The sequence below is a fragment of the Micromonospora sp. NPDC048887 genome (assembly GCF_040649715.1).
Taxonomy (GTDB): domain Bacteria; phylum Actinomycetota; class Actinomycetes; order Mycobacteriales; family Micromonosporaceae; genus Micromonospora.
This window is the reverse complement of sequence record NZ_JBEZGA010000013.1, coordinates 96,110-108,340: the sequence shown is the minus strand read 5'-3', so window position 1 is coordinate 108,340 and position 12,231 is coordinate 96,110. Positions and strand designations below refer to the sequence as shown.

Below are 12,231 nucleotides of genomic sequence, written 5' to 3'. Positions count from 1 at the left end.
GCTACCTGGCGTCGCCGCCCGGATCAGCCCAGCCGGGCCAGTACCGGACGCAACGCGGCGGCCACGTCGGGCGCGGTCACCGGACCGCCACGCGCCGCCTCCCGCCCGGCCAGCCCGTGCAGGTACGCCGCCGCGGCGGCGGCCCGCTCCGGCGCCAGCCCGGCGGCGAGCAGCGAGCCGAGCAACCCGGCCAGCACGTCGCCGGTGCCGCCGGTGGCCAGTGCCGGGGTGCCGGTCGGATTCACGTACGCGCGACCGTCGGGCGTACCGATGACCGTGCGATCGCCCTTGAGCAGCACCACCGCGTTCATCCAGGCGGCCAGCCGCAGCGCGGCGGCGACCCGGTCCTCCCCCGGCATCTCGCCGCAGAGCCGGGCGAACTCCCGGTCGTGCGGCGTCACCACTATCGGCGCGTCCCGCCCGCGCAGCCGGTCAGCCAGCTTGCCGTCCACCAGGAGCGTCAGCGCGTCCGCGTCGAGCACCACCGGCACCGGCGCGGCCAGCACCGCGCGCAGTTCGGCGGCGGACTCCTCGCCGGTGCCGAGCCCGGAGCCGCAGACCCACGCCTGCACCCGGCCCGCGTCGGCGACCCTGCCGGTGGCGATCACCGACGGGTGCTGGTGCAGCACCTCGCCCTTGGCGCCCCCGGCGTAGCGGACCAGGCCGGTGGGGCCGGCGAGCGCCCCGGCGACCGAGAGCACCGCCGCGCCCGGGTAGGTGGCCGAGCCCGTGGCGACGCCGACCACGCCCCGGGAGTATTTCTCCGACGACGCGCCGAGCGCCGGCCACCAGTCGGCCACGTCCGCCCGCTCGATCACCTGGAGCGCCGGAGTGCCGCGCAGCCAGGGCGTCAGCCCGATGTCGACCAGCTCGACCTCTCCGGCCAGCTCGGCGGCCGGGCCGACGACCAGTGCGGGCTTGAGCGCGCCGAAGGCGACAGTCACGTCGGCCCGGACCGCGCGGGGCCGACCGGCGTCGGTGAGCGGGACGTGGCCGGTGTCGACAGCGACGCCGCTCGGCACGTCGACAGCGACCACTGTGGCGGGCGTGCCGTCGCGTCCACGCTGCCCGGTCAGGCTCGCGGCCAACTGCTCGGCCGTCTCCCGCAGCCCGCCGGTGCCGCCGATGCCGACGATGCCGTCGAGCACCAGGTCGACCACCTCGGGCGGCCGGTCGGCCAGCCGGCCACCGGCGGCGCGCAGGGCGGCCAGGCCCTCGGCGTGCGCCCGGCCCGGCGTGAGGAGCAGCGCTGTCACCGCCGCACCCCGGCGGGCCAGGTGCGCGCCCGCGAAGAGGGCGTCACCACCGTTGTCGCCGGAGCCGACGAGCAGCAGCACCCGGGCGCCGTAGACGCCGCCCCGGCCGCCGAGCAGCAACGCGCAGCGGCGGGCCAGCCCGGCCGCGGCCCGCTGCATCAGCGTGCCGGGCGGGAGGGCGGCCATCAGGCCCGCTTCCGCCGCGCGAACGTCAGCGACCCGCCACACCCGTCTCATGCCACCCCACCCCGTCCGGTCGCGCCGGCTCAGCTTCCGCCCGCGGCTCCCCCGATCACGGCCTCACCCTACCGGCGGTACGCGGCGCGGACCGGCTGACGGAGCGCCCCTGTGGATAACCCCGGACGTTGTCCACAGGGGTCGGCGGACGCTGTCGAGTGCCGCCTAGCGTCCCGGTGTCCGGAGCCGGCCGGTGGCGCCGGGCGAGGGAGGGCACGTGGTGGAGAAACCGTTCGACGTCGACCCGGGGCTGCTGCGCACTGTGGCGCGCGAGCTGGGCGACGACGCCTACCGACTGGCTCGCGGGCCGGGCGCGGCGCCGGAGTCGTTGCTGGTGGCGGCACCGGACGGCTGGCGCACCGGTACGGCGCTGGCCGACCTTGAGTCGGCGGTTTGCCGCTGGTCCGGCGCGCTCGGTGCCCGGGTGGCCGACACCGCCGAGGCGATACGTCGCGGGGCGGACGGCTACGAGGCGGTGGACGAGCGAGCCGCCCGCCGCCTCGCCGGGGTGCTCCGGTGAACGGCGGCACCACCGACGTGCCGGCCGGCTACGCGCAGCTCTGGCGGGCCGACCCGGGCTCCTGGTGCACCGCCGCGACGGCGTGGCGTGGTCTCGCCGGGCCGGTACGGCAGCGCGCCGACGCGCTGACCGCCCGGATCGGCGCGCTCCGCCCCGGGTGGTCGGGTACGGCCTCGACGGCGGCGCAGCGGCGGATCGAGGGCCTGCGCACCGAGCTCACCGACGTGCTGCCGGCGTTGTTCGAGGTCGACCAGGTGCTCGCCGAGTTCGGCGCGCGGCTGGGCGCGGCGAAGGCCCGGCTCGGCGCCGAGGTGGCCCGCGCCGAGTCCGGCGGCCTGCTCGTGGACCGCACCGGAGCGGTCCGGCCCGATCCGGCCCGGCCGATGGCGCAGGCGGGGCCGGCGGTGGCCGACGCGCGGACCGGGATCCGGCGTGCGCTCACGCTCGCCGGAGCCGCCGACCGGGAGGCCGCCGCCCGGCTGGCGGAGCTGACCACCGCGGCGGTACGCGGCTGGGTCAGTGTCCCGCCCGCGTGGCGGCCCGGCCCCGGCGCCGGGCCGGCCGAGGTGAGCCGCTGGTGGGCGGCGCTGAGCCCGGCCGAGCGGCGCTGGCTGGTGGGGCGGGAACCGGGCCGGATCGGCCGTCTCGACGGGCTGCCGGCCGCCGCGCGGGACCAGGCCAACCGGCTGCTGCTCGGCCGGCGGCGGGAACAGCTGCTCGTCCGGCGGCTCGCCCTGCTGCGCCCGCTTCCGGCCGGCCCGTCGGAGGTGTCCCGGCGGGTCCGGCTGGCAGGTGTCGAGGCGGCGTTACGCGGGCTGGACGGGCTCGGTGAGCGGCTGGCGTCGGGCGGGGCGCCGCGGGCGTACCTGCTGGGGCTCGACCCGGCCGGCGACGGCCGCGCGGTGGTGGCGCTCGGCAACCCGGACCGCGCCGCCTCGGTGCTCACCTACGTCCCGGGCATGACCTCGGATCTCGCCGACGCCCCGGCCGAGCTGGACCGGGCGGCCCGGGTGTTGCGGCGGTGCGCGGCGCTCGGGCCCGGCGACGAGACGGCGGCGGTGCTCTGGCTGGACTACGACGCGCCGGACTTCCTCACCGAGGCGGCCGGCACCCGGCAGGCCGAGGACGCCGGCCCGGCGCTGCACCGGTTTCAGGAGGGGTTGCGGGCCGCGCACGAGGGCCCGCCGGCCCGGCAGACGGTGCTCGGGCACAGCTACGGCTCGCTGGTGGTCGGCGCGGCCGCCCGCGACCACGGGTTGAGCGCCGACGCGCTGGTCTTCGTGGGCTCCCCGGGAGTCGGCGTGGACCACGCCGCCGACCTGCGCATGCCCGCCGGGCAGGTCTGGTCGTCGACAGCGCCGGACGACGTGATCCGGCTGACCCGCCCGCCGGACGAGCTGGCCCGCCGCGCGCTGCTGGCGGGTACGCCGCTCGGTCCGGCGCTCGCCGCGCTGGACGGGCACGGCGAACGCCTCTGGTTCGGCGCCGACCCGAGCGCGCCGGGCTTCGGCGGCCGGCGCTTCCCGAGCGCCCCGCACGGCCACACCGGCTACTGGGATCCGGACAACCCGGCGCTGGACGGCATGGCCCGGATCGTGCTGGGCCGGTGACCAGCGCCCTCCGGCGGCGGCCCGGAACCGCCCGACGACCGCTCGCGTGGCAGGCCGGAAACGGCGCGGTCCCTCCACCCGGTGGACGAGCGGAGGGACCGTGGACGAGCCGGAACTACTCGACGGTGACCGACTTGGCCAGGTTCCGGGGCTGGTCGACGTCGTGCCCGCGGGCGGCGGCGATCTCGGCGGCCAGCACCTGCAACGGCACCGTGGTCACCAGCGGCGCCAGCAGCGTCGGCGTACGCGGCACGTAGATCAGGTGGTCGGCGTACCGGACCACGGCCTGGTCGCCCTCCTCGGCGATCACGATGGTGCGGGCGCCGCGGGCGCGTACCTCCTGGATGTTGGAGACGACCTTGTCGTGCAGCATGCCCCGGCCGACCGGGGAGGGCACGATGCAGATCACCGGGGTGCCCTTGTCGATCAGCGAGATCGGGCCGTGCTTCAGCTCGCCGGCGGCGAAGCCCTCGGCGTGCATGTACGCCAGCTCCTTGAGCTTCAGCGCGCCCTCCAGCGCCACCGGGTAGCCCACGTGCCGGCCGATGAACAACACCGTCGGCTCGGACTTCAGCTCGCGGCCCAGCTCGCGGACCGGCTCGATGCGGTCCAGCAGCTCCCGCAGCTTGCCCGGCATCTCCTGGAGCTGGGCCACCACGGCGCCCACCTCGTCGGCGAACTTGATGCCGCGCACCTGGGCCAGGTGCAGGCCGATCAGGTAGCAGGCGACGACCTGGGTGAGGAACGCCTTGGTGGAGGCGACGGCGATCTCCGGCCCGCCGTGGGTGTAGAGCACGGCGTCGGACTCGCGCGGGATGGTCGAGCCGTTGGTGTTGCAGATCGCCAGCACGCGGGCCTTCTGCTCCTTGGCGTGGCGCAGCGCCATCAGCGTGTCCATGGTCTCGCCGGACTGCGAGATCACCACGATCAGGGTGGACCGGTCCAGCACCGGGTCGCGGTAGCGGAACTCGCTGGCCAGCTCCACCTCGCAGGGGATGCGGGTCCAGTGCTCGATGGCGTACTTGGCGACCAGGCCGGCATGGTAGGAGGTGCCGCAGGCGACGATGAAGATCTTGTCGACGTCGCGCAGGTCCTGCTCGCTGAGGCGGACCTCGTCGAGGGCGATCTCGCCGGTCTCGGTGAGCCGGCCCAGCAGCGTGTCGGCGATGGCCTGCGGCTGCTCCTCGATCTCCTTGAGCATGAACCAGTCGTAGCCGCCCTTCTCGGCGGCCGACGAGTCCCAGTCGATGTGGAAGTCAGTGCCGCTCGCCGGCTGACCGTGGAAGTCGGTGATGTCGATGCTGTCCGGGGTGATCAGGACGATCTGGTCCTGCCCCAGCTCGACCGCGTCCCGGGTGTGCTCGATGAACGCGGCGACGTCGCTTGCCAGGTAGTTCTCGCCGTCGCCCCGGCCGACCACCAGCGGCGAGTTGCGCCGGGCGCCGACCACCGCGCCGGGGATGCCGGCGTCGACGGCGAGCAGCGTGAACGCGCCCTCCAGGCGCCCGCAGACCACGCGCATGGCGGCGGCGAGAAGCTGCGGGCTGTCGGGCTCGCCGGCCGAGCGCAGGTCGGCCAGCGCACGGGCGATCAGGTGCGCGGCGCACTCGGTGTCGGTGTCGCTGGTGAACTCGACGCCCTCGTCCTCCAGCTCGGCGCGGAGCTTCGCGAAGTTCTCGATAATGCCGTTGTGGATCACCGCGACGCGGCCGTCCGGGGAGAGGTGCGGGTGGGCGTTGCGGTCGGTCGGGCCGCCGTGCGTGGCCCAGCGGGTGTGGCCGATGCCGGTGGTGCCGTCGCCGATGCCGATCGGGCTGGCGGCGCAGTCCTCGGGGTTGTCCGCCGCCCGCTCGGAGAGGACCTTCTCCAGGTTGGCGAGCTTGCCGGCCTTCTTCTCGGTCAGCAGCTCGTCCTCGCAGACCACTGCGACACCGGCCGAGTCGTAGCCGCGGTATTCGAGACGCCGCAGTCCGTCGAGCACGATGCCGAGCGCCGGGCGGGCACCGGCGTAACCCACGATTCCACACATGGTCCGCAGCCTAACCGAGTTTCGCTCATCGCGCGTGCTCGGAAGGCCGGTTAACGATCACTGATTTTGAGCGAACCGAACGCCGAGGTGGCCATTGCCGGACAAAGCACCATAGGGGTCGTTCGGACCGCCCGGACCGGTTCGGGACGCGGCACGCGGACCGCCGGCCGGGACCGCGTGGCTGGCCGTCACCGCCTACATTGAGGCCGGGCGCCGTCCCCCGGCCCCGTCGTTCCGCGGTCGTCCGCGCCGTACCCCTGTGAGCTGAGCCCATGTCCGAGACGACCCCCTCCCCCGAACCGGCCCCCGGACCGGCCGACCCGACCGCCGCGCCGGCCACGCCGCAGCCCTCCTCCTGGACGCCACCGGACCCGCTGGCCGCCCCGCAGCCGTGGACGCCACCCGAGCCCTGGTCGCCGTCCCCGGCACCCAGCCCCTGGGCGGCCCCCGGCCCGGAGAGCGCGTCCGGGACCGACCCGGCCACGTCCCCGAGCGGCGCGGGCCGGCCGGTGGGCGGACCGGGGTGGGCGGCTCCGGCCGACCCGGCAGCCCCGCCGGCCCCCGGCGATCCCCAGTCGTCAGGCGTGCCGGGCGGGCCCGGGTGGCCGGCCCAGCCGGGCGTACCCGGCTCGTCGGCGCAGCCGGGCTGGACACCGGGCGCCTACCCGCCCGGCTCCTACCCGCCGGGCCCCTATCCGCCCGCGCCCTACCCGCCGCCGTACGCGCACCCCGGCGGGCTTCCCCGCCGCAGCGCCGGCGGCTGGGTAGCCGGTCTGGTGGTCGGCATCGTCACCGTTCTGGCACTCATCGTGTGCTGCTGCGTCGGGCTGTCCTTCCTCGGCCGGGGGATGGACAGCACGGGAGCCTCCGGCGAGCGGTACGACGGGCCGCTGTACGGCGAGCCCGACGGGCCGCCCGGGTGGGCCGACGAGCCCAGCCGCGCCCCGGCCCGGCCGGCCACCACCCCGTCCGGCGGGCCCGGCAAGTTCACCGTGCTGTACGAGGTGACCGCCACCGACGGCGAGGCCGAGGTGCAGTTCTACGACGCGGACGCGAACTTCCACCAGCCCGGTGCCGTGGACACGCCCTGGCGGCTGAGCTTCACGGCGAACGACCGCGAGCGGGTGCAGATCATCGCCAGCCCGGTCGAGTCCGGCGACGTGACCTGCCGGATCACCGTCAACGGCAAGGTCGTCTCCAAGGACTCGGGCGAGTACGGCGCGACCTGCTTCGGCTGGTGAGCACTCGGCGGCGGGCCGTAGGCTGGCCGCCGTGACGACGACCGATCCCCTGGTGGCCCGGATGCGGCCGTTCGGCACCACCGTCTTCGCCGAGATGTCCGCTCTCGCCGTGCGTACCGGCGCGGTCAACCTCGGGCAGGGCTTCCCGGACACCGACGGCCCGCCGGAGATGCTCGCCGCCGCCGCCGAGGCGCTGCGTACCGGCCACAACCAGTACCCGCCCGGCCCGGGGATCCCCGCGCTGCGCGCCGCCGTCGCCGAGCACCAGCGCCGGTTCTGGGGCCTGGAGTACGACCCGGACGGCGAGATCGTGGTGACCGCCGGGGCGACCGAGGCGATCGCGGCGAGCATCCTCGCGCTCTGCGAGCCGGGCGACGAGGTGGTCTGCTTCGAGCCGTACTACGACTCGTACGCCGCCTCGATCGCGCTCGCCGGCGCGGTCCGCCGCCCGGTGACGCTGCGGCCCGGCCCCGACGGCAGGTACGCGTTCGACCCGGACGAACTGCGGGCCGCGTTCGGGCCGCGTACCCGGCTGGTGCTGCTGAACTCGCCGCACAACCCGACCGGCAAGGTCTTCACCGCCGACGAGCTGGCCACTGTGGCCGAGCTGTGCCGGGAACACGACGTGTACGCGGTCACCGACGAGGTCTACGAACACCTGGTGTTCACCGACGCCGCCGCGCCGCACGTACCGCTGGCCACGCTGCCGGGCATGCGGGAGCGGACGCTGCGCATCTCGTCGGCCGGCAAGACGTTCTCCTGCACCGGCTGGAAGGTCGGCTGGGTCAGCGGGCCCGCGCCGCTGGTGGCAGCCGTACTGCGGGTGAAGCAGTTTCTGACGTTCGTCAACGCCGGGCCGCTGCAACCCGCGGTGGCGGTGGCGCTCGGGCTGCCGGGCGCCTACTTCTCCGGGTTCCGGGACGACATGCAACGCCGCCGGGACCAGCTCGCCGCGGGGCTGGCCGACGCCGGGTTCGGCGTGCTCGCGCCGGAGGGCACCTATTTCGTCACCGCCGACGTCACGCCGCTGCGCGGCCGGGACGGGGTGGAGTTCTGCCGGGCGCTGCCGGAGCGCTGCGGCGTGGTGGCGGTGCCGACGCAGGTGTTCTACGACGACGTGGAGGCCGGCCGCCGGCTGATCCGGTTCGCGTTCTGCAAGCGACCTGAGGTGCTGGCCGAGGCGGTGACCCGCCTGCACCGCCTGCGCACGGACTGAACCACGCCGCCCGCCGAGGGAGCCCTCGGCGGGCGGCGTGGTTCAGGCGACCGGGCTGGCGGTGCGGACCTGCTCGGCGATGCGCTCGGCGACCTCGCGCGCGGTGTCCTCGGTGGCCGCCTCGACCATGACCCGCACCAGCGGCTCGGTGCCGGAGGGGCGCAGCAGCACCCGGCCGGTCTCGCCCAGCTCCGCCTCGGCGCGCTCCACCTCGGCCCGGACGGCGGGCGCGGCGGCACCGACGGTACGGTCGCCGACCGGCACGTTGATCAGCACCTGGGGCAGCTTGGTGACCACCGAGGCCAGCTCGGCCAGCGAGGTGCCGGTGGCGGCCATCCGCGCCATCAGGTGCAGACCGGTCAGCACGCCGTCGCCGGTGGTGGCGTAGGCGGGCAGCACGATGTGGCCGCTCTGCTCGCCGCCGAGCGCCAGGCCGGAGGCGCGCAGCTCCTCCAGCACGTACCGGTCGCCGACCTTCGTCTCGACCAGCCGGATGCCGTGTTCGGACATGGCGAGCCGCAGGCCGAGGTTGCTCATCACGGTGGCGACGAGGGTGTCCTGGGTCAGCTCGCCGGCGTCCCGCATGGCCAGCGCGAGGATCGCCATGACCTGGTCGCCGTCGACCTCGTCCCCGTCGGCGGTGACCGCGACGCAGCGGTCGGCGTCGCCGTCGTGGGCGATGCCGAGGTGGGCGCCGTGCTCGACCACCGCGGCGCGCAGCGCGTCGATGTGGTTGGAGCCGCACCCGTCGTTGATGTTGAGCCCGTCCGGCTCGGCGTGGATGGCGATCACTTCGGCGCCGGCCTCCTGGTAGGCGACCGGGGCGACGTCGGCCGCCGCGCCGTTGGCGCAGTCCACCACGACCTTGATCCCGTCGAGGCGGTGCGGCACGGTGCCGACCAGGTGCTGCACGTAGTGGTCGGCGCCGTCGAGCAGGTCGTTGACCCGGCCCACGCCGGCGCCGATCGGGCGCTTCCAGGCGGTGGTGGCGTTCGCCTTCACCGCCTCCTCGATCCGCATCTCGATCTCGTCGGGCAGCTTGTGGCCGCCGGCGGCGAACAGTTTGATGCCGTTGTCCGGCATCGGGTTGTGCGAGGCGGAGAGCATCACGCCCAGGTCGGCCTTGATCTCGGCGGTGAGGAACGCCACCGCCGGGGTGGGCAGCACGCCGACCCGGACCACGTTGGCGCCGGCGCTGGTGAGCCCGGCGACCACCGCCGCCTCCAGCATCTCGCCGCTGGCCCGGGTGTCCCGGCCGACCACCGCGAGCGGCGGATGGCTCTTGTCGGTCTCGGCCAGCGTGTGGGCCGCGGCGACCGCGACCGCCAGCGCCAACTCCGGGGTGAGATCCGCGTTCGCCCGCCCGCGTACGCCGTCCGTGCCGAACAACCGGCCCATACCCGCCAACCTCCGTGGAACTGCCGATGAGAGGAGAAACGCGGAACGGCCGGTCCGCCTCCCGGGAAGGGGAGGCGAACCGGCCGTCCGTCAGAAGTACAAGACGCTTGTGATCAGCGCTTCGAGTACTGAGGAGCCTTACGGGCCTTCTTGAGGCCGTACTTCTTGCTCTCCTTGACCCGGGCGTCACGGGTCAGGAAGCCGGCCTTCTTCAGGGCCGGGCGGTCGTCGGGCTCGCTGACGATCAGCGCCCGGGCGATGGCGAGCCGCAGCGCGCCGGCCTGGCCGGTGGTGCCGCCGCCACGCAGGTTGGCGATCACGTCGAACGCCTCGGGCTTCTCGGCGGTGACCAGCGGGTCCTTGATGAGCTGCTGGTGCACCTTGCTCGGGAAGTAGGCCTCGAGGTCGCGGCCGTTGCAGGTGATCTTGCCGCTGCCCGGGACGATCCGGACCCGGACGATGGCTTCCTTGCGCCGACCCACGGTCTGGATCGGGCGGTCACCACGGGGCGCGCGCGCGACGGGCGCCGGCGCCTCGGTGGCCTCGGGGGCGACCTCGGTGGCGGTGATGTCGGTCATGCTGCTTCCTTCGCCCGCGCTCACTGCGCGATCTGCTTGATCTCGAACGGCACCGGCTGCTGCGCGGTGTGCGGGTGCTCGGCACCGGCGTAGACCTTCAGCTTCTTGATGAGCTGACGGCCCAGCTTGTTGTGCGGAAGCATGCCCTTCACGGCCAGCTCGATGGCCCGCTCGGGCCGCTTGGTCAGCAGCTCGTCGTAGCCGACCCGCTTCAGGCCACCCGGGTAACCGGAGTGGCGGTAAGCGACCTTGGTCTGGCGCTTGTTGCCGGTCAGCGCGACCTTGCCCGCGTTCACGATGACGACGAAGTCGCCCGTGTCGACGTGCGGCGCGAAAGTCGGCTTGTGCTTGCCACGCAGGAGCGTGGCGGCGTGGGTCGCCAGGCGGCCCAGCACGACATCAGAGGCGTCGATGACGTGCCACTGACGCTCGATCTCACCCGGCTTCGGGCTGTACGTACGCACAGGTCTACCTTGTCTCGTCGTCGGTCTGGGGTCGCGCGCCGAGGTGACCGGGAGTTCCCAGCCGGACCAGCGCGCACGAACGACCAAGCGTACCTGATGCGGCACGCCTAAGAATGTCGTACAACAGCAGGCAACGATACCCGGCCGCCCGGCGGCAGGTCAAAACGGGGTCGCGCCGTGCGTGGCCTGCGGGTCCGTCATGGCACAGGTCACACGCCGGCCAGCGTACGCGACCCGGGACGCAGGTAGACCACCCAGGTCACCAGGAAGCAGAGCGCGTACCAGCCGATGAACGCCAGGTAGGCGGCGTCGGCGGTGCCGGAGGTCAGGAACGACTGCCGGAACGCCACGTTCACCAGCACCCCGCCGGAGGCGCCGACCGCACCGGCGATGCCGATCACCGCGCCGGCCAGCCGCCGGGCCCGCCGCTGCGCCGCCTCCGGGTCGCCGGTCAGCTCACCCTCCGCGACGGCCCGGGCCCGGAAGATCGCCGGGATCATCTTGTACGTCGAGCCGTTGCCGATCCCGGAGAACACGAACAGCGCCAGGAACCCGGCCAGGTAGAGCGGGAACGACCGGTCCCGGGCGGCGTACAGCACCAGTCCGGCACCGGCGGCCATCGCCACGAAGTTCCAGAACGTGACGCGGGCCCCGCCCAGCCGGTCGGCGAGCTGGCCGCCCACCGGCCGGATCAGCGAGCCGATCAGCGGCCCGAGGAAGGTCAGCCAGGCCGCGTCCACCGGCGTCGGGAACCGGTCGTGGAACTGGAGCTGGAGCACCTGGCCGAAGGCGAACCCGAAGCCGATGAACGAGCCGAACGTGCCGACGTAGAGCAGCGACATCACCCAGGTGTGCGGCTCGCGGGCCGCCGCGCGCAGCGCGCCCGGCTCGTTGCGCGCCCCCGGCACGTTGTCCAGCCACCGGGCCGCGGCCAGCGCGGCGAGCACGATCAGCGGCAGGTAGACCGCCGGCACGAGCCGGGGGTACGCGGCGCCGGCGGTCGCCAGCACCGCCAGCCCCACCAGTTGCACCGCCGGTACGCCCAGGTTGCCGCCACCGGCGTTGAGCCCCAGCGCCCGGCCCTTGAGCCGCTCCGGGAAGAAGAGGTTGATGTTCGCCATCGACGAGGCGAAGTTGCCGCCGCCGACGCCGGACAGGCAGGCGAGCACCATCAGCGTGGCGTACGACACCCCGGGCTCGATCAGCAGTGCCATCGGCACCGCCGGCACCAGCAGCAGCAGGGCGCTCACGATGGTCCAGTTCCGGCCGCCGAAGCGCGCCACGGCCAGCGTGTACGGCAGCCGCAGCACCGCCCCCAACGCGGCCGGCACGGCGGTGAGCAGGAACTTCCCGGCCGGATCGATGCCGTACCCGGGGCCGAGGAACAGCACCATGACCGACCAGAGGCTCCACACCGAGAAGCCGACGTGCTCGGCGAAGATCGAGACGTACAGGTTGCGCCGCGCCACCCGGGCGCCACCGGCGGCCCAGAACGCCCGGTCCTCCGGCCGCCATTCGGTGAGCCGGCCGGCGTCGGTGGCCGGCGGCGTGGTGGGTGCGGAAACGAGCGTGCTCACGGGCGACTCCTCCTCGTCGACGACGAGGCGACGCTCTCAGCCGCTGATTTCCCCGGCGTGCCCCGCGCGCGTCGGCCCGGCAACGGAGACCGCACGTCCGCCGGA

General features: G+C 74.6%; 10 protein-coding genes. 4 read left to right on the top strand and 6 right to left on the bottom strand.

Annotated features, from left to right (window positions below; translation table 11 throughout):
• Nucleotides 1-23: 23 nt before the first annotated feature.
• A complete protein-coding gene (locus AB0C17_RS20665) occupies nucleotides 24-1,493 on the bottom strand; it encodes an NAD(P)H-hydrate dehydratase (RefSeq protein ID WP_357479893.1) in 1,470 nt (489 codons plus the stop codon).
• A 217-nt stretch (nucleotides 1,494-1,710) separates the two neighbouring features.
• Between AB0C17_RS20665 and AB0C17_RS20660 the strand changes: the two genes are divergently transcribed.
• Together AB0C17_RS20660 and AB0C17_RS20655 are read left to right on the top strand one after the other, a co-directional pair.
• Nucleotides 1,711-2,013 (top strand): type VII secretion target, encoded by a 303-nt coding sequence (locus tag AB0C17_RS20660; RefSeq protein ID WP_357479891.1) that lies wholly within the window; start codon nucleotides 1,711-1,713, stop codon nucleotides 2,011-2,013.
• Nucleotides 2,010-3,623 carry an alpha/beta hydrolase gene (locus AB0C17_RS20655; protein ID WP_357389033.1) on the top strand — a complete coding sequence of 538 codons (1,614 nt, stop codon included), beginning with the start codon at nucleotides 2,010-2,012 and terminating at the stop codon, nucleotides 3,621-3,623. The genes AB0C17_RS20660 and AB0C17_RS20655 overlap by 4 nt, the downstream gene beginning before the upstream one ends.
• 115 nt (nucleotides 3,624-3,738) lie before the next feature.
• Here the strand turns inward: AB0C17_RS20655 and glmS are convergent, their stop codons facing one another.
• On the bottom strand, nucleotides 3,739-5,652 hold the full coding sequence (glmS, locus tag AB0C17_RS20650) for a glutamine--fructose-6-phosphate transaminase (isomerizing) (RefSeq protein ID WP_357389031.1): 1,914 nt from the start codon (nucleotides 5,650-5,652) through the stop codon (nucleotides 3,739-3,741).
• Between the two features lie 272 nt (nucleotides 5,653-5,924).
• Here glmS and AB0C17_RS20645 point away from each other — a divergent pair, with 272 nt between their 5' ends.
• Together AB0C17_RS20645 and AB0C17_RS20640 are read left to right on the top strand one after the other, a co-directional pair.
• Nucleotides 5,925-6,893 carry an MmpS family transport accessory protein gene (locus tag AB0C17_RS20645; protein ID WP_357389029.1) on the top strand — a complete coding sequence of 323 codons (969 nt, stop codon included), beginning with the start codon at nucleotides 5,925-5,927 and terminating at the stop codon, nucleotides 6,891-6,893.
• 31 nt (nucleotides 6,894-6,924) lie between these two features.
• Entirely contained in the window at nucleotides 6,925-8,109 is a 1,185-nt protein-coding gene (locus tag AB0C17_RS20640) for a pyridoxal phosphate-dependent aminotransferase (protein ID WP_357389027.1), read from the top strand.
• A 42-nt stretch (nucleotides 8,110-8,151) separates the two neighbouring features.
• On the opposite strand, the gene glmM is transcribed toward AB0C17_RS20640, so the two are convergent.
• From glmM to AB0C17_RS20620, 4 genes are all read right to left on the bottom strand, one after another.
• Nucleotides 8,152-9,507, bottom strand: coding sequence for a phosphoglucosamine mutase (gene glmM, locus AB0C17_RS20635; RefSeq protein ID WP_357389025.1), 1,356 nt, complete (start codon nucleotides 9,505-9,507; stop codon nucleotides 8,152-8,154).
• Between the two features lie 113 nt (nucleotides 9,508-9,620).
• Nucleotides 9,621-10,085, bottom strand: a complete 465-nt coding sequence (gene rpsI, locus AB0C17_RS20630) for a 30S ribosomal protein S9 (RefSeq protein WP_088991922.1) — start codon at nucleotides 10,083-10,085, stop codon at nucleotides 9,621-9,623.
• 20 nt (nucleotides 10,086-10,105) lie between these two features.
• On the bottom strand, nucleotides 10,106-10,549 hold the full coding sequence (gene rplM, locus AB0C17_RS20625) for a 50S ribosomal protein L13 (RefSeq protein WP_354870501.1): 444 nt from the start codon (nucleotides 10,547-10,549) through the stop codon (nucleotides 10,106-10,108).
• A gap of 209 nt (nucleotides 10,550-10,758) precedes the next feature.
• The gene (locus tag AB0C17_RS20620) at nucleotides 10,759-12,126 is read right to left on the bottom strand and encodes a nitrate/nitrite transporter (RefSeq protein WP_357389023.1); all 1,368 of its coding nucleotides are present in this window, start codon (nucleotides 12,124-12,126) and stop codon (nucleotides 10,759-10,761) included.
• Between the last annotated feature and the right edge of the window lie 105 nt (nucleotides 12,127-12,231).

What these genes read in the sequence shown, in the direction of transcription:
- AB0C17_RS20665 (WP_357479893.1), bottom strand. Translation starts at nt 1,493, where the DNA reads ATGAGACGGGTGTGGCGGGTCGCTGACGTTCGCGCGGCGGAAGCGGGC.
- glmS (WP_357389031.1), bottom strand. Translation starts at nt 5,652, where the DNA reads ATGTGTGGAATCGTGGGTTACGCCGGTGCCCGCCCGGCGCTCGGCATC.
- AB0C17_RS20645 (WP_357389029.1), top strand. Translation starts at nt 5,925, where the DNA reads ATGTCCGAGACGACCCCCTCCCCCGAACCGGCCCCCGGACCGGCCGAC.
- glmM (WP_357389025.1), bottom strand. Translation starts at nt 9,507, where the DNA reads ATGGGCCGGTTGTTCGGCACGGACGGCGTACGCGGGCGGGCGAACGCG.
- rpsI (WP_088991922.1), bottom strand. Translation starts at nt 10,085, where the DNA reads ATGACCGACATCACCGCCACCGAGGTCGCCCCCGAGGCCACCGAGGCG.